The sequence below is a fragment of the Flavobacterium hauense genome (assembly GCF_054457175.1).
This window is the reverse complement of sequence record NZ_JBTKVX010000023.1, coordinates 1-18,277: the sequence shown is the minus strand read 5'-3', so window position 1 is coordinate 18,277 and position 18,277 is coordinate 1. Positions and strand designations below refer to the sequence as shown.

Annotated in this window: 12 protein-coding genes; 10 read left to right on the top strand and 2 right to left on the bottom strand. The window is 43.0% G+C overall.

All coding sequences use genetic code 11. The features are described 5' to 3' along the window. Positions 1-57 precede the first annotated feature (57 nt). Positions 58-3,324: a reprolysin-like metallopeptidase gene (locus ACX0HA_RS15040; protein WP_458846125.1), complete on the bottom strand. Its 3,267-nt coding sequence runs from the start codon at positions 3,322-3,324 to the stop codon at positions 58-60. A 136-nt stretch (positions 3,325-3,460) separates the two neighbouring features. Between ACX0HA_RS15040 and ACX0HA_RS15035 the strand changes: the two genes are divergently transcribed. The 4 genes from ACX0HA_RS15035 (at position 3,461) to ACX0HA_RS15020 (ending at position 5,919) form a co-directional block, all read left to right on the top strand. Then, positions 3,461-3,973, top strand: coding sequence for a hypothetical protein (locus ACX0HA_RS15035; protein WP_458846124.1), 513 nt, complete (start codon positions 3,461-3,463; stop codon positions 3,971-3,973). Between the two features lie 73 nt (positions 3,974-4,046). Then, on the top strand, positions 4,047-4,502 hold the full coding sequence (locus tag ACX0HA_RS15030; RefSeq protein WP_458846123.1) for a hypothetical protein: 456 nt from the start codon (positions 4,047-4,049) through the stop codon (positions 4,500-4,502). 393 nt (positions 4,503-4,895) lie between these two features. Next, positions 4,896-5,210, top strand: a complete 315-nt coding sequence (locus ACX0HA_RS15025; RefSeq protein ID WP_458846122.1) for a hypothetical protein — start codon at positions 4,896-4,898, stop codon at positions 5,208-5,210. Positions 5,211-5,343: 133 nt separating this feature from the next. Further along, positions 5,344-5,919 (top strand): hypothetical protein, encoded by a 576-nt coding sequence (locus tag ACX0HA_RS15020; RefSeq protein ID WP_458846121.1) that lies wholly within the window; start codon positions 5,344-5,346, stop codon positions 5,917-5,919. 70 nt (positions 5,920-5,989) lie between these two features. Here ACX0HA_RS15020 and ACX0HA_RS15015 read toward each other — a convergent pair whose 3' ends face one another. Next, the gene (locus ACX0HA_RS15015; RefSeq protein ID WP_458846120.1) at positions 5,990-6,547 is read right to left on the bottom strand and encodes a hypothetical protein; all 558 of its coding nucleotides are present in this window, start codon (positions 6,545-6,547) and stop codon (positions 5,990-5,992) included. A gap of 281 nt (positions 6,548-6,828) precedes the next feature. On the opposite strand from ACX0HA_RS15015, the gene ACX0HA_RS15010 reads away from it, so the two are divergent. From ACX0HA_RS15010 to ACX0HA_RS14985, 6 genes are all read left to right on the top strand, one after another. Next, on the top strand, positions 6,829-7,764 hold the full coding sequence (locus ACX0HA_RS15010; RefSeq protein ID WP_458846119.1) for a bifunctional riboflavin kinase/FAD synthetase: 936 nt from the start codon (positions 6,829-6,831) through the stop codon (positions 7,762-7,764). Beyond that, positions 7,761-9,074 (top strand): HTTM domain-containing protein, encoded by a 1,314-nt coding sequence (locus tag ACX0HA_RS15005; RefSeq protein WP_458846118.1) that lies wholly within the window; start codon positions 7,761-7,763, stop codon positions 9,072-9,074. The genes ACX0HA_RS15010 and ACX0HA_RS15005 overlap by 4 nt, the downstream gene beginning before the upstream one ends. Positions 9,075-9,274: 200 nt before the next feature. Beyond that, positions 9,275-9,760 carry a hypothetical protein gene (locus ACX0HA_RS15000; protein ID WP_458846117.1) on the top strand — a complete coding sequence of 162 codons (486 nt, stop codon included), beginning with the start codon at positions 9,275-9,277 and terminating at the stop codon, positions 9,758-9,760. Between the two features lie 67 nt (positions 9,761-9,827). Next, positions 9,828-10,913, top strand: coding sequence for a biotin synthase BioB (gene bioB / locus ACX0HA_RS14995; RefSeq protein WP_458846116.1), 1,086 nt, complete (start codon positions 9,828-9,830; stop codon positions 10,911-10,913). Positions 10,914-11,011: 98 nt separating this feature from the next. After that, entirely contained in the window at positions 11,012-12,658 is a 1,647-nt protein-coding gene (locus ACX0HA_RS14990) for a tetratricopeptide repeat protein (RefSeq protein ID WP_458846115.1), read from the top strand. A gap of 161 nt (positions 12,659-12,819) precedes the next feature. Beyond that, positions 12,820-18,063 (top strand): choice-of-anchor J domain-containing protein, encoded by a 5,244-nt coding sequence (locus ACX0HA_RS14985; RefSeq protein ID WP_458846114.1) that lies wholly within the window; start codon positions 12,820-12,822, stop codon positions 18,061-18,063. Positions 18,064-18,277: the final 214 nt, after the last annotated feature.

Genomic DNA, 18,277 nt, shown 5'->3' with positions numbered 1-18,277 from the left:
AATTAGTATAATTCGTGGCTGCAATAAACAAAAAGGGACGCTTACGCGTCCCTTTTACTATTCTATGATTATCTTTTTAATGACTATATTGTCTCCATCATGAATGTTTACAAGATAAACCCCTGCCTGCGCATGGGATAATGATATTGGCTGCTGTATAAGGCCTGTATTGGCAAACGTTTCGTTCAGCAGTCGCCTTCCCCCTATATCATATACAGCAATCTGTATATCATTACCTGTAACCGATGTAAACTGTACCATAAAGTCGCCCCTGTTAGGGTTTGGCGATACTGTAAGTCCTGCAAAAGACTGCTCAGCAACACCCGATACAGGAAGTTCTCCGGTACTGCAAATATTTAGTCCCCAACTCACCAGCTGTCCACCAACGCCGGCAGTAGTATCACTCACGGTAAGCGTCCATGTTCCTTGCGGCGTCTGTCCGTTCAGCACGCTCAATGGCGATGCAGGCATAACGTGGTATCCTCCTATCGCAGGGTTTGTACCGCAATCCATCAGTGCATGTCCATAATCATCGAAAAACGTTGCTATATTCATAGCACCATCGTGACAAACGTTCTGGAAAAGCGTTATCTCCGTACCGGCAGGACTCTTAAGCACAGCAGTAAGATCCTTTACACGATTATGGTTTATCGTAAGATATACCATTACCTTGTCTATTGGGTTAGTACCTGTTGCCATAACAGCAGAGGTTATTGCAGCTTCTTCGTCGCTGGAAATTGTTGCAGGGACATCTCCTGACATATGATCATTACAGGTCGTTACTCCTGTCGTAAAGCTGAAGACTTCGCTGCTGTTACCAGTACAGGTAGCATTAACCGGCTGTATCTTCCAGTAATATGTGGTATTATTTTCAAGGTAGTCCATTGATCGGTTACCTATTCCTACTGCATGCAAAACAATATTTTCAAATTGCTCGTCGGTAGCTATCTGAATGATATAACCTCCTGCATCTTCTATAGCATTCCACTCAAAATGAACTATACTGGGTATATCTGTAACGCCATTAGCAGGTTTCATAAGTACAATCTCACCAAAACTACTATCAATTATCTCAAGGTAAACCGAAACCATCTTACTGATACTACCCGACGTAGCCGTAACCGTCATGGAGTAAAAACCGGGAACTGCATTTGCGGGCGTTGCAACTGTTACATCTACACCGTCTGTTTCCGAAATTGTATTCGGGGTAAAAGTCACTACTGAGCCTTCGGGGGCACCCGTAAGTGCAAAGGTAGTTTCCCCTGTAAATCCTGACAGCGCCTGATAAAGCATATTATAAGTCACCTGGCTGCCAATACAGCCAACCCTGTTTTGCAGGCTGACAACAGATATCGCCATTGTAGACGGCGCCGACGTGACCGTAAAATTACTATTCGAAATATCGTAGAAAATATGGTCATAGCCTCTCACCATTATCCTTTTATTGTTACCGTTGCCTGTAGGCACCGTTATTATCTCGCTGCCATCATTAGGCACTTTGGCTGCCAATACTACCGGATAGGTAAGCCCTCCGTCGTTAGACATCAATATATCTACGTAAGCAGCATCAACGCCATTGGCAGTAGTTCCAGCAACATTCCAAGTTATGGTCTGGTTGCTGCCTGCCTGCCATGACACATTAGTGTTAGGCGAGGTAACCAAGAATGGCCCAGCCACACCCGACACATGCACCAGTACATCGTCATAGGCCGTTTGTCCGCCAAGAGGATCATTATCCCTTACCGTAACTACAAAATTAAAATCGCGCTCAACATTAGAAACAACCTCCCATGTTGGTGCAAGGTTATTAGCAAGTACCGAACTAAGTGATGGCATATAGCGCACGGGAGAAGTTGTTGGAGGCAGCGAACGGAAGTTTGGTCCTTCCGTAGCATCGGCCACGGGTGGCTGAAGCGATATTTCAAGATCCATCTGCTCCCAGCAATAGGTCAGTGCGTTTGGTATAACACTAACATCACCACCTGTTGCTTTAAGCATAAAAGGTGTTCCTTTGGGTATCGTACGGTCAGGCCCTGCATCGACAGTTGGCTCAAGGTTACCGGTTTGTACATTTACAGAGCAATCGCCCCAGCCCTTAATGAAATCCGTTATCTCAACAATGCTGTGCTTGTGGAAATGTGCATCAGAATGGTCCTGCACATTCGGGGAACAAACGCCGGCATAAGCCATGATCGTGCTTCCGCTTCCCGGCTCATAGGCTGTTTCATCGCTACGGTTACCGCCACATTCGTTATTAAAGGTATGGTTACCACCAAACTGATGGCCCATTTCGTGTGCTACGAAGTCAATATCATACGGATCGCCCACCGGTGCCCCAAGCCCCGTGATGCCTCTTGCCTTACTGTCTGAGCATGGCGACCATAACTGCGCCACACCGCCACCACCGGTACTCACCACGTGGCCGATGTCGTAGCTGTCAAAGCCTACTATACCATCAATAACGCCCTGGCTTGCATTAAGCAATGCATTATCTGTGTTTTCATTATCATAAGTATCAGCCGTAATAAAGATAAGCTCATCGTTATTATCTATCAGCTGCAGTGAAACTGCAAAATCTTTTTCATATACACTGTTTACCCTTGTTACGGTAACCACCATTGCCGCAAGCACGGCCTCAGTCTGTTCTTCAATGGTTCCGGCAGTAAGATCTGCCTCCTGAATATGGAAAGCCGCATATTCTACAGTACACGACATTGCTAGCCTGTAGGTGCGCAGCTGCCCATCGGTAGCCGTAACGCTGAAAGGAGCCATTTGCGGTTCCCTGTCTTTTTTAGACACTTCGGTAACATCGCAACGGAAAGTCCTGGGTGTTACTGCCGCCCTTTTATACGATATGCTTGTAAGTCCGTCTTTGGTATAAGGATCGGTATAGGCTGTACCTTCGTCGGTAGAGAGCATGGTATGCAGACCATAGCGGGTAATGCTCAGGCGGATAACCTGCGACGGGTTCTCTATCCCCTGCCCTACGTATGATTTTGAGTTCGGATATTTTGCCGCAAGGCCCGGCTGCATAACCGGAGCTTCATAAACCTTAAAACTTTTCAGCTGTCCATTACCGTCCGGGAACTGTATCACTACAGCCGAAGACACATTGCTGCCTCTCATAGGCGCATTGGCCAGCTTTGATTTCAGACCCTGAAGATCAAGACTGAATAAATGATACTGCGAAGGCACTGATGCCCTGTCCATAAGGGCAGACTGTGGTATGCTTTTGCCATCAGCCCTGTTCCAGATAGCATTCTGGGTATATCCCGCACTGAAAAACATGGCCGAAGCCATTACCATAAGTAAGCGTTTTTTCATAAATTTTTCTTTTTAACAGAAGACGAAGATACTAATTTAGACTACATGACATAATTTTAACATTGTGATATGGTTATCATTATTCCGAAATTGCTTATGAATTTTTGTGGTAAAGGAATTTTCGTACCTTTCGTTTATGAAAAAAATATGCTTACTGCTAATTGCCTCGTTATTTTTAGTTTGCTGCAAAGCCGGAAAAGAAACTGTCTCCGAGTCCATGAAGGGTGCCGAAGTAACTTCTCCCTGCCCTGAGAGGGCTGTTTGCAACTTTGAGATACTGAAGGACAAGAGCCTTGACATAAAGACTGACGATACCGGCCATACCTACTTTAACCTGAAGGATGCCCCCGGCAAAACCGTATTTAAATATACCCACAAGAAAATTACAGACCCTAACCTTATGGATGCCGGCTACAGCGAAACCATCATTTTTGAGACTGATGGCAACGCCAAAAATCTCAACTATTCAGGTGCGGATATCCAAAAAGTAAAGATGCTTCTTAACGTGCAGTGCTATTGCCCCGGCAAAGCCGGAATTTATATCATAAAAGAAGGCACCCTTAACTATAAGGACAACAAACTGCATATCGAGATACCTCAAATTGTTCACGGACAAAAGACAAAAATTGTGGATGTTGTGGTGAGGTAGCTGGATTATTGGATTATTAAATGACGTCGATTGCAATTCCCCATCCAGACACTACTAAATTCCAGAGAAAATTATGAAAAAAATAATTTTAATAGCAATCCTTTTTTGCGCTTGTAGCCCCAAAGAAAACAACCTGAAATATTTGATTTGTAAGGATTCGATTCAATATTGGAACTATGAATGGCCAAGAGTTCGATCTGAATATTATGGTTTTACTTTTAGCTTCGATAAGAACGGTAAAGTAGTCAAATATTCATATGACAAGGAAAAAAACATAAGAAGGCTTTTTACTGACGGAATTGATATGTCTAAGGAAAAATGGAGTATATCAGAGGATTCAATTTTTAAATTTATGAAAGACTCTGAGAAAATTATCAAATTTAATGAAGATACTATATTTGCAATTGATTTATTGACGAAGCAAAAGGTTTATTATGTTAGAGTAAAAGGGGATCTAAATATAGTTCCAAATCCTGTTTTTAAAGCAAGGGATAAAGATTCTATTGATTATAAAATCATTGATATATAATTTTCTTTCACGCGAACGCGAGCGTCACGCACCAGATGGCTCGGATATGTTGTAAATATCTCGCGTACGATAGCGCGGATTTGCAATCCGTGCCGGTAAAGACAAAAAAGATTTATCAGTTTTAAATCTTAGATATTTATAAGTTACACGGATTGAAAATCCGCGCCATCGGCTACCGGTAATCACGAATTTGCCCACATCAAACAAGGTAAACGTATCTGCAACATCAGAACTTTATAATAAGATAGGTGGTACGATGGTAATTCCATGTACAGATATTAATAGTAATAAATATAAAAGAACAAAAGATTAAAAATGAAATATCTGTTAATATTATTATTGTTTTTCTTCTCGTGTAAAAAGATAGAAGTAAAATATTTAGAAATATATTACATGAAAGAAAACGCATTAACTTCTTTCAGTATACCATGTGATATTGTCAAGCCAAAAATTTATGGCACAAAAAGCATGCATATTCAAGATGAGAAATTTATTAAAAAATTTATGATCTTATATCATGAACTGAAAGATTCCGAAGAAACAAGGAGTATTGATACTAGAATCAGAATTGTCTATCATCATGGAGATATTACCGATACAATTTGTATGGGCGAGCATTTTACAATTTTTGTCAATGGACAGATTAAGGAAGATTCTCCGGAATTGCTAAAACTCATTAAGGACAAGATTTACCGAAACAAGGGGTGATTATAGATGGATGATATGATACATTTTTTTCGGAGAATCGTTGTCCAATAGCGCGGATTTGCAATCCGTGCCGGTAAAGACAAAAAAAGGAATTGTCAGTTTTTAAAAACAATCGTTCAAAACTAATGAAGTTATGACACACAAAAATAGTTGCGCAATTGGGTTATTGCTGTTTACATTGAGCTATGTAATGTTCTCGCAGGGCGCTAAACTGTCCTGGTTTCAGGAGCCGATAGATTTTGCACACTGGTTCAATTTAACAGGCGCAGTATTACTGTTTTCCTTTAATAACGTATTCCCGAAGAACAAGCTTAATTCCGTGGCGTCTGTTGTAACCACTTTAGGCATTATCGCCCATATAGGCCTCTGTACCATTGACTTTATAATGTGGAGTTTTGGCAATGATGAAGCAGCCAAAGAACAATTAAGCGAACACATAAGCAATACCCCGTCAATCTTATATCCTTTTATCATTATTGGCCCGTCTTTGCTTTTTTTCGGACTGGCATTACATGCCGCAAATTTCATTAAAACCAACACCATAAGTTCCTTAATGGTCATACTTGGAGCGCCCGCTGTAGGCTTCTCTTTTTTTATACTGAAAAACGGAATACTCATGGTACTAAGCTGCGTAATCTTTGCTTTGGGACTGGCTTTGCTTCTTTACAGGAAAGAAAGCGGCAAAATAGCTCCGCCGATGCGAGCGTGACACAACAACACGGATGGCACCTGAGGGCTTCGCCCGAACCGACAAAGTAAATCCGCGCCATCAGGTAAATTTACCAAACAGCCTTATACTTATTTTGTATCTGTTTATTTTTATACTTTATGTAAATATATTCACTATTGCTCCTGGAGTTTAATACAACGAGAGTATCTCCTTTGATCTCAATTTTGTTCGATTTGATTCCTAAATGATATAATTCATTAATAGGCACCGCCATATCCAGTACCCTTTCATTTTTCTTTACAAATGATACACCTCTGTACCCCCTCACTTCGGGATCGAGTTCGGGCAGCTGTTCCAATTGATTGTTTCCTATAAAAAATTCATTAACACATCCGTTGGGGTAAAATTTGATTACTGACAACAGCTGCCCTTCCCTGTCTTTTCCCTGCTCAAACACTTCTCCCCCGAAACCTACATAATAGCGTTCTACATAAAGGGCTGTAGTATCTGCCCCCTCAGGCATGCTCACATTATATTTATCTCTGTACTGTTTATCAAAGAAAGTAGCGTCTCTGGGAACTTTTGTAATTCCGTCACTAAGCAGCCTGTATTTTATAGATGCAATACTGCAAACAGCCAACACCAGAACTAAAAAGGATTTTGCCATATCGTGAACAGATTAAGTTAAATGTTGAATCAGAAGATTATATCAAAAATATATCCACCAAATTAATTCTTTTATTATAACATTGTATTTCCTTACTTTTAAATTTTCACATATCTGTTGCCACAATTGCCGTGCTCCGTTGCCTTCACTCGCAGTTAATACACAGAACCCACCATTGTGACCTCCGACAACCATCAACCTACAACCAACAACAAAAAAAACCAAAGAAGATAATTTAATTGGATTCAGATAGTTAAATTTGCGGAACATATAGAATAGGTTTGAAAATTTTCAATTCAATACAGGAGTTTACCTCAACCACAAGGACCATTGTTACCCTGGGTACTTTTGACGGCGTGCATAAAGGCCACAAAAGCATACTGGAAAAACTCATAAACAGCAGCAAATCATCGGGGTGCGAAAGCGTTGTGCTTACTTTTTTCCCGCATCCGCGAATGGTTCTGCAGCAAAACAGCGACCTTAAATTACTCAACACCATAGATGAAAAGGCGGCCCTGCTTGAAAAAGCGGGTATCGACAACCTTATCATCCACCCGTTCGACATGGTCTTTTCCAGGCTTACCGCCGAAGAATTTGTAAAAGATATTCTGGTAGACAGCCTGAACATCTCTAAAATAATCATAGGCCACGATCACCGTTTTGGCCGTAACCGCACTGCCAACATAGACGATCTTATCCGTTTCGGGCAGGAGTATGGTTTTGAAGTAGAGAAGATATCGGCACTTGAGATCAACGAGGTATCGGTAAGTTCGACCAAAATACGCACAGCACTTAATGAAGGGCATATAGATGTTGCCAACGATTATCTTGGTTACCCATACTTCATTAACGGCACCGTGGTTCACGGCAAACAGCTGGGCAGGACCATCGGTTTCCCTACGGCTAACATTGAACCAACAGAAAGCTATAAGCTTATCCCCGCCAATGGCGTTTATGTGGTATCATCAGAGATTAACGGCAAGACCGTTCAGGGCATGATGAACATTGGCACCCGGCCTACTGTTAGCGGCGTGGGCACTACCATTGAAGTGCACTACCACGACTTTAACGAAGACCTGTACGGTAAAAAGATAACCGTGAGCCTGCACCACAGGCTGCGCGACGAAATAAAATTCGAATCGTTTGATGCCCTGAAACAGCAGCTGGAACAGGACAGGCAGGATTCGCTCGCTTATTTTAAGACCCATAGCCTATGAAACAGCGCCTGTTCCTCCAAATAGATAACGCCCCGTTAATTATTTTCAGGATCTTTTTAGGTTTCCTGCTGGCCTGCGAAACCTTTGGCGCCATACTTACCGGTTGGGTAAAAAGCAATTTTATAGACCCAACCTATACCTTTTCGCATATTGGCCTTGAGTGGCTGCAGCCGCTTCCCGGTTATGGCATGTATGCTTACTTTGTCGTAATGGGAATTTTAGGCGTGCTGGTCATGATCGGCTACAAATACCGCTGGACACTGGGACTATATACATTGCTTTGGGGCGGTGTATATTTTATGCAGAAGACCTCCTACAACAACCACTACTACCTTTTGCTGCTGGTATGCCTTATCATGCTTTTCCTTCCTGCAAACCGTTATGCATCGGTAGACGCTAAACAAAACCCATCCCTTCAAAAGCTTACGATGCCCGCGTGGTGCTCGTGGGTAATGATCCTTCAGGTAACCATCGTATATTTTTATGCTACCTTGGCCAAATTTTATCCGGGATGGCTGAGTGGCACTTTTGTACACGACCTGCTTGACCGGTCGGTTACCAACCCCACGCTGAATGAGATCATGACGCAAAAGTGGTTCTACCTGTTCATCACTTACTCGGGTATGGCGTTTGACCTTCTTGTAGTTCCGCTTATGCTGTTTAAGAGAACGCGCACCATAGCGTTTGTGGCTTCCATCATTTTTCACATCTTCAATTCGATTACCTTACAGATAGGTATCTTCCCGTTTTTTGCCCTGAGTTTTGCCGTTTTCTTTTATCCGCCGGATACCATTAGGAAAATTTTCTTTAAAAAGAAACCCTTCGCAGAAGACGCAGGGCAACCAACTACAGAAGGAAAGAACATACTGCTGTATTTCTTTGTTCCCTACCTTATCCTTCAGCTGTTACTGCCGCTGAGGCATTACCTTATTAAAGGCGATGTGCTGTTGACCGAAGAAGGCCACCGCCTGAGTTGGAGGATGATGCTGCGCTCCCGTGGCGGATCGACAAACTTTAAGGTGGTTAACAAAGCCAATGGCGAACTGTTGTTCTTTGACATCCACAAGGCTTTTACCTACAAACAGATAAGCAGCATGGAAACCAAACCCGATATGATCTGGCAGGCTGCCCAATACATACACAGGCAGTTTGCATCACAGGGTAAAGATGTAGCAGTGTATGCCGACACCCGCGTGAATATAAACGGCGGGCCTTATGTTACCCTGATAGATCCTAAAACTGATCTGGCAGCCGCCAAATGGGATTATTTTTTCCATTGCGACTGGATACTTCTTCCTGAAAATAAATAAAACACAACCGATAAGGCAATTTGCCAATTTTATCTTAATTGTTTTATTAAATTTTTATTAATCTTCATCTACATGTGCCGTTTTATGCCTAAATTCGGGTATAAATACATCACGGCCCATAGCGTGTTTGTGGTGTATTTTTAACCAATATATTGTCACACAATTTATTAACTGAATATAAACACAAAACAATAAAAACTATGAATTTTTCAAGAATCACGATAAACGGTTTTATCATTTATGTGGGTATAGCTTTATTTTTTCTGCTTGTAGAAATGATAGGCTGGTCGGACCAGATCTATGTAAGGCTTCTAAACTTTGTATTTGTTATCTATGGTGTAAACAGAACGATAAAAGGCAACTATGAGGAACATATTTATGGATATTTCACGAACCTTGTTTCGGGTATCTTTACAGCGATCATTAGCCTTGCGCTGGGACTGTTCAGCTTTATCGGCTACATAGAATACATGGGCAAGGATCATGGAGGCGCTAACGAATACCTGCAAAAATATGCGGGCAGTTACATATTTGGCGGAGAACCATCACTGTACCAATTTGTCACCGGACTTACGGTAGAAGGTGTTGCAGCATCGGTAATAGTATCGTTTGCACTGATGCAATATTGGAAAGACAAGGTAGAAAAAATCAACAAAGTAGACGACGTTGCGCATAACAGGCATTAATCTTTACTGCAGATATTTCTGTACATAAGAGGAATTTGCTACTTTTGACGCAATTTAATTTACCAATATGACAACAAAAAGGCACGACTGGACTAAAGAAGAAATTATAGCCTTATATAATAAACCGATGATGGACCTTCTATATGAAGCGGCATCGGTACACAGGGTAAACCATGACCCTAACGTGGTACAGGTTTCGACATTACTGTCTATAAAAACAGGAGGATGTCCCGAAGATTGCGGTTACTGCCCTCAGGCTGCCAGATACCACACCGGTGTAGAAGGCAATGACCTTATGGCGGTTCAGCAGGTAAAAGCTCAGGCACTTCGTGCTAAAGCAAGCGGATCATCACGTGTTTGTATGGGTGCTGCATGGAGAAACGTAAAAGACGGACCGGAATTTGACCAGGTACTGGAAATGGTGAGAACCATTAACAAACTGGATATGGAGGTTTGCTGTACTCTGGGCATGATTACCGAAAATCAGGCAAAACGCCTTGCAGAAGCAGGACTGTATGCTTACAACCACAACCTTGACACCTCTGAAGAGTATTATAAAGAAGTTATCTCTACACGTGGTTTCGAAGACCGCCTGCAGACCATTGAGAACGTAAGGAAAACTAACGTTACCGTATGCAGCGGCGGAATCATAGGTATGGGAGAGAGTGTTGCAGACAGGGCAGGAATGCTTGTTGCGCTTGCTTCGCTTAACCCACAGCCGGAATCAGTGCCTATCAACGCGCTTGTAGCTGTAGAAGGTACTCCGATGGAAGATGAAAAACCAGTTGAGATATGGGAAATGATACGTATGGTAGCTACTACCCGTATCGTAATGCCTGACACCCAGGTAAGACTATCAGCAGGTCGCACACAAATGAGCCGTGAAGGCCAGGCGATGTGTTTCTTTGCTGGAGCCAATTCTATTTTTGCAGGAGACAAGCTGCTTACTACCCCTAACCCGGATGTAAACGAAGACATGAAAATGTTCGAGATGCTTGGCCTTATCCCGCAAAAACCATTTACAAAAGTATCACAGCCTAAGACGGTAGAAGCTGAAGATTCTGAGTTTGCACCGCTTGGCGAAAAGCCAAAATGGTCGCGCCCGGGACACAAAATTGAGCGTAACCTTGAAGCCTCTGGCAAAAAAGCATAATAAAACATTTTAAAAAAAGCCCTTCACTTTATCGCGAAGGGCTTTTTTTATTGCTGAAACTTATTAACTATCTTTGAACTGAAAAAAGATTTTTTTGCGTGAGTATACATAAGCATTACCGGCACACCAAAGCAGCAGTAACTCTGCTGTTATTACTGTTTTTATACATGCCGGCTCAAGCCTTTACCATAGCCCAATGTGACTCCCTTATCGTAAAGGGGGTTGATGCCATGTGGAAGAAAGACCACGTGAAATCACTGGAACTGCTTACCCGCGCACGCTCAATGGCCGAAAAGAACCATTGGCATAAACAGTTATTCCTGGCTACAAATAACATAGGTGCCAACTATTTTGAAATGCTGGACTATGGCGAAGCGCTTAATTATTATTTGGAAAGCTATAATATCGCGCTGCGATACCTGGAACCTACCTCTGAAATGGTAGTTTTGAATAATATTGCTATTTTATATTCTAAAGAGAACAATCATCAGAAGGCCAGGGAATATTTTAAAAAAGCATACGACATTGCTAAAGAAAACAAAGACTCTATAAAAATTGGCCTCTATGCCATGAACCTTGGCAGTGTACACAATGAGATAGGCGAAGCCGCTACAGCAAAAAAATACATACTCGAATCGCTTCCTTACTTTAAGAACGAACCCAACCTTTTTAATATGGCCCAGATAACACTGGTCCAAAACGATTTGCTTACGGGCAATGCCCGCCAGGCAAGAGAAAAGGCACAAGACCTTTACAAGACTGTTCCCGACAGGAAATTCAACAACATTGGTACCCAGCTCCTGCTGGTTATTGTTGAAGCCTATCTGAAAGAAGGCAATTATAAGCAGGCCGAAACCGAAGCAAAGAAGATACTTGCCGATGCTGCCAACCCCGAAACCAAAAAAACTGCCTTCGGGTTTCTTTCTCAGGCATACGCCAAAACCAAACAGTTTGACCTTGCGCTACAATACAAAGACTCTGTAATGAAAGCCGAGGAGAACCTGAACAACATTAAAAACGGAAGGCTCTTTGAAAACAGCAGGGTAAAATTTGAGATACAGGACTATAAGAACCAGATAACCATTAACCGCGAAAAACGCACCAGCGAACGCAGGCTGTTTTACTACATCATAGGTTTTATTGTAATAAGCGTAACTCTTGTTATTCTGAGTTTACGCAATATGCTTGCCAAGCAAAAGCAAAAAAAGGTAATTGCCGAACGCAATGAACAGGTAATCGCCCTTGAGCTTGAAAAAGAAAAAACAGAACATCGCGAAAAAGAAACTGCAGCCCTGCTTGAAGAAGAACGCCTTAAAAACGAGCTCGAAGCACGTAACCGTAAACTGTCGGCCAAAGCCCTGTATTTATCAGGCAGGAATCAACTGATAGAAGAAGTGATAAACACACTTTCCGGTTCGCCCGAGGTGGTAAAGAATAAATCGCTCGCAACACAAATTAAAATGCTGGAAAGCCACCTGAAAACCGATGACGAATGGGATAGCTTCATTACCCATTTTGAAGAGGTGAACCACGGTTTCATAAGCCAGCTGAAAACACTGCACCCATCGCTTACTGCAAACGATATACGCTTCCTGTCGTACATCTACATGAACCTTAGCACTAAGGAAATTGCATCGATGCTGAACATAACTGCCGAAGCATGCCGCAAAAGAAAAGAGCGCATCGCTTCTAAAATGAGCCTTCCCGAGAACACTTCGCTATTCGACTACATTTCAGCGCTATAAAAAACCTGTCGCTGTTTTTAGGGTTTTATGTCACACTAATTCCATGTTATTTTTTTGCTTTCGACGCAACTTTAAGACAACCTTAGCACCTACAAACAAATACTTAGGTGCGGGTGTTTTCATTTTGAAGCGCTCATGCCTTTTTGAACTAACAAAAAGCTATGAAAAAACTTATCTTATTCATCACCTTCTTTATTCTATCCGTGTGCTGTAAAGCGCAGCTGGCACAAGAAGGATTTGAGGGTACCTGGCCACCGGCAGGATGGGGCATTACCGACAATGGTATAGGCACCAATGTTACCTGGGCAAGAAGCCCTGCAAACAACGATTTTTTACCACCATATACAGGAACCTATGCCGCTTACCTGAACAGGGAGAATGTATCTGTAGGTATTCCCGAAGACTGGCTTATAACACCACAATTTACTGTTCCGGCAAATGCACAGCTACGCTTTTTCTCGCGGCTGACCATGACCCTGGATCAGGGGAGTATTTATGAGGTGAGAATATCTTCGGCTCCGGGACAGACCACAATGGCGAACTATTCGCTGCTGCAAACCTGGACTGAAGACGAAATTAATCCAGGACTGCCCGATTATAAAGAGCATATCATAAACATTCCGGAAGAGTTTGAAGGCAGCAATGTTTATATTGCTTTTATAATGAAAGGCGACAACATGGACCGCTGGCTGTTAGACGATATAAGGGTAGCCGAAAAATGCCTTATGCCCGAAAATCTTAATGCTTCTGACATTACACTAACAACGGCCAACCTGACCTGGGATACACCTTCGGGTTCTACACAATGGGAAATACAGGTGTTACCGGCATCTGAAGTACTTACAGAGACGGGCGAGCCCTACAACGGCACCCTGCCTTATCATGCCGACGGACTGACCGAAGGCACACCATACAAATTTTATGTAAGGGCAATATGTACAGGAAACGTACCAAGCGACTGGGCAGGGCCTTTCCTGTTCAACACCGTGATTACGGGAGCAACCTGTAATGTACCTAAGCTGGTTAACGTTATGCCTTATACCGATGCCGGAAATACTCTGGCCTATGGTAACGACTATTCCGGCAGCACGGGTACAAGCTGCGGCACACCTGACTCTGAAGAATACCTGAGCGGCTATGAGGTAGTATATGCATATACACCTGATACCGATAAAATAATATCGGTTAGCGCAAATGATCTTAGCGGTACGTATGCCGGTTTATTTATATATGATAGCTGTGCCAATATAGGCACCGAATGTTATGCAGCTGCTTTTAACGGAGACTCAACGGCAAACCTTTCTATAGGACAGATAAATGTTACTGCAGGAACAACTTACTACATAGTAATTTCGACATCATGGGCTACTGAAAACACTGCCTATACATTGAACATAAAGGAAATTTTATGTCCTTACCCTGTAGCTGTACAGGCCGTTGATGCGACAACTCAAAGTGTAAACATCAGCTGGTCTGAGTATGGTAATGCTACATCGTGGCAGTACGTACTGCAGCCTGCCGGTACTGGTATACCTTCGGGCGGTACAGATACCAGTTTTCAGAGCTACAACGCCAGCGGTCTTGACCCGAACACACCTTATGAGTTTTATGTAAGGGCGAACTGTGGGTTCATGTTTAGCGAATGGGTAGGCCCTGTAACATTTTCTACATTATGCCCTGCCATAAATGCTCCTTTTACCGAAACTTTCAATAGCGATTCTGCAACGCAGGGCTGCTGGGTAACAAGAAATGTGAGCGGTGCCGCTGTGTGGAATCTTGACAATGTAAGCCAGCCTTTTGAAGGTGATGAAGCAGCTGCTTTAGATCCCGAATTTGTAAATGGCAATATCGACTGGCTTATAACCCCTCAAATTGTAATACCGGCTAATCAGCGCCTGCGCTTTCATCAAGCCGTTAACGGATTTTGGGGTGCTAACAGCCGCTTTAAGGTAATGCTTTCGACCACAGGTAACGATCCTGACGATTTTACCACTGAGCTTTTGCCTTCGGCTACATACAGCAATGGCAATTATCAAGAATATGAGATTTATATGAATACCATACCTGCCGGCAGCACCATACATATTGCATGGATAGCCGAAGGAGGTATAGGCACACTGCTTATAGATAATGTTATTATTGACAACATACCGCCATGCCCCGAGCCTGATGCCCTTACCGCAGGTAACATCACGACGACCTCGGCACAGTTGGGATGGACTGCAGGATTTATGGAAACATCGTGGAACATAGTTGTGCAGGCACCCGGAAGCGGAGTACCAACAGGCAACGGTGTAACAACTACTAACCCGTATAACGCTAACGGACTAACCGCCAACACACCTTATGAATTCTATGTAAGGGCTGCTTGTGGCGGAACGAACGGCAACAGCGAATGGGTAGGCCCGTTTGCTTTTGCCACAGCCTGCAACCCTCTTGATGTACCTTTCCATGAAACATTCAACAGCGATTCGTCGACTACCAACTGCTGGAAGATTTTTGATGCTAACGGCGGCGATGACGGATGGCAGCTAAGCAATCCTGAGAAACCATTTGAAGGTGATGCATCGGCACGTTTCAATGCCAACTTCAGTCCTTTTAACGATGACTGGTTAATATCTCCTGCACTTAACCTTACAGGTAACGAAAGGTTGAGCTATGAATACAGGGCAAACGAAAATATTTATCCTACTGCAATCGAAGTACTGCTTTCTACAACCGGTACAAATCCGGCCGATTTTACAGCTACTTTGGTTCCTGTGACTATATACAACAACAGTTACTACATTAAGCAGGTGGTAGACCTGAGCGCATACAGCGGAACAGTTTATATTGCTTGGCATGGCCCGACAATTACTGAAAACGGCTCAGGGATGTTTATTTATATTGACGATGTAAAGGTAGAAGCTGTTATTGGCTGTACCGACCCTTATAACCTGGCTGTAAACAACGTTACAACCACATCGGCACAGCTTTCATGGACTGCGGGCAACAATGAGACCCAATGGGAAATCGTAGTACAGCCTACAACCCTGGGAGCTCCGTCCGGACCAGGCATCATAACGTCTGACAACCCATATACTGCGACAGGACTGCTATCGGGAACGGCATACAGTTTTTATATCAGATCGGTTTGTGGTACTGCAAACAGCATCTGGAACGGACCGTTTAAGTTTACCACAGTTATAACCAATGATGATTGCGAGAATGCCATTCCGCTTACCATCAATAACGGCATAGACTGTACGATCCTGACGGGGGCTACAGTAGCAGGTGCTGTAGCATCTACATATCCGGGTATCTGTTTTTACGATTTCCCTAATGATGTATGGTTTGAGTTTGTTGCAACACAGAAAACACACAATATTACATTCCTTAATATTTCTGACATGACAACCCTTCATTTTGGGTTATACAAAGGAGATTGTGATACATTGGAATTTATGGGTTGTAACGAATACAGCCAAACCTATAACGCCGAAAATCTTATTATAGGCCAAAAGTATATGCTGCGTGTATTTACCGAACCGGGTAAGACAACAACATTTGACATTTGTATCCGTAACATACTGCCTCCAATTGTAGTTGACAACACCACATATACCGTTGAGCAGCTGGTTAACGATGTGCTTATAAACTCTGAGTGTGCACAGATAAGCAATATTACCTATTCTACAGGAACAGCATTTACCAATGAATTTGGAGAAGTTGGCCCTAACGGGATTGCTTATTTTGAAAAGAATGGTTCATCATTCCCTATCGAAAAAGGCCTTCTTTTAATGACTGGTGATGCCATGCGCGCGCCCGGACCTGAAAAAAGCTCTATTGAAACGGGTGATAAATCATGGACAGGTGATGCCGACCTGGATGCCCTTGTACTTGCACAAACGGGAATTCCTATGAATTCTACCAATGCTACAATACTGGAATTTGACTTTGTACCGCTGATTGACGAGATGAGTTTTGACTTCCTTTTTGCATCAGAAGAATACGGAACTTTCCAGTGTGATTTCTCTGACTCATTTGCATTCTTGCTGACTGACAACGAAGGCAATACCCGCAACGTGGCACTGGTTCCGAACACGACAATACCGGTTTCGGTAGTTACTATCCGAGACAGGCAATTTAACAACCAGTGTTCTTCGGAAAACGTTGAATACTTTGGAAAATACAATGAAGGAGTACTTAACGGTCCCGTAGCGGCTACTAATTTCCTTGGTGAGACCATACCTATGACAGCAAGGGCATCTGTAGTACCTAATACTACTTATCATATTAAAATGGTAATTGCCGACAGAGGCGGAGACTTTGAGGATACAAGGCTGGATTCGGCAGTATTCCTTGCGGCAGGAAGCTTTAACATAGGCAGTACAACCCTTGGCCCGGACCTTACCGTTGCTGACGGTACAGCAATATGTTCTTCGGCAAGCCACACCATAGAAAGCGGCCTGAGCCCTTCTGTCTTTACTTTTAAATGGTATAAAGATGATGTTGAAATCGTAGGCGCAACAGCTGCTACCCTTACGGTAACCCAAACAGGAACTTACAGACTGGAAGCGCAGGTGTCGGGTGCTAATTGTATCGCCGGAGACAGCGTGCTTATTGAGTTTTATGCTCCGGTAGAGAGTATTGTAAAAGCTCCCGAAAATCTTGTAGAATGTTCTGAAGACGGAACAGCTCAGTTTGACCTTAGTTCGAACGACAGCATAATAACAGGAACACTTAACCCCGAAGACCTGACAATAACGTACCACCTGACGCAGGCTGACGCGAACTCGGGTGCTAACCCATTGGCCTCTCCTTATGATACGACAGTAGCTTTGCAGACTATATATGTACACATAGTTTATGAGCCTACAAACTGTACCGGATTACTTTCGTTTACTGTAACCAGGAATGATTCGCCATCTATAGACGTGACGCAGGGATGCGATAACGGAAAATATACACTGGAAGTTATACTTGATAGCGAAGGTATTTATACTCCAGATAATGTAACCGTTGAATGGGTGGACAGCAACGGAACTACTAAAGGCACCGATGTAACACTTGTAGTGAATGCTACAGGAGTATATATGGTTACCGTAACCCCCATTACCGGTAACGGGTGTCCTGCTAAAGGAGAAGCTATTGTTGATGTTATTTCGTGCGACATCCCTAAAGGTATTTCGCCAAATGGCGACACTATGAACGATGAGTTTGACCTTAGCGGCTTTGATGTGGCTAAACTTAGCATCTTTAACCGATATGGCCAGGAAGTATACAGCAAAAGCAACTATACTAAAGAATGGCATGGCCAGGGTAAAGGTGGCGAAGAGCTGCCAACAGGCACCTATTACTATTCTATTGAGCGTACTAATGGAGAAACCAGGACAGGATGGGTCTACATTAACAGGCAGGAATAGTTAATTTTTAAATATTGATTAAACCTTCTGAAGTAAATTCAGTCTAATAATTGTTGCTGCTGCCCGATAACATAGTTGAAGGTAGCAGCAACAAATGTCTTAGACCCTATTTGACTAACTAAACTGACTGACTACCAATGAAGAAACTTTACCTTGCAGCACTATTGGCTCTTGGCGGCCTTGCTGACGCTACGGCCCAGCAGGATCCTCATTA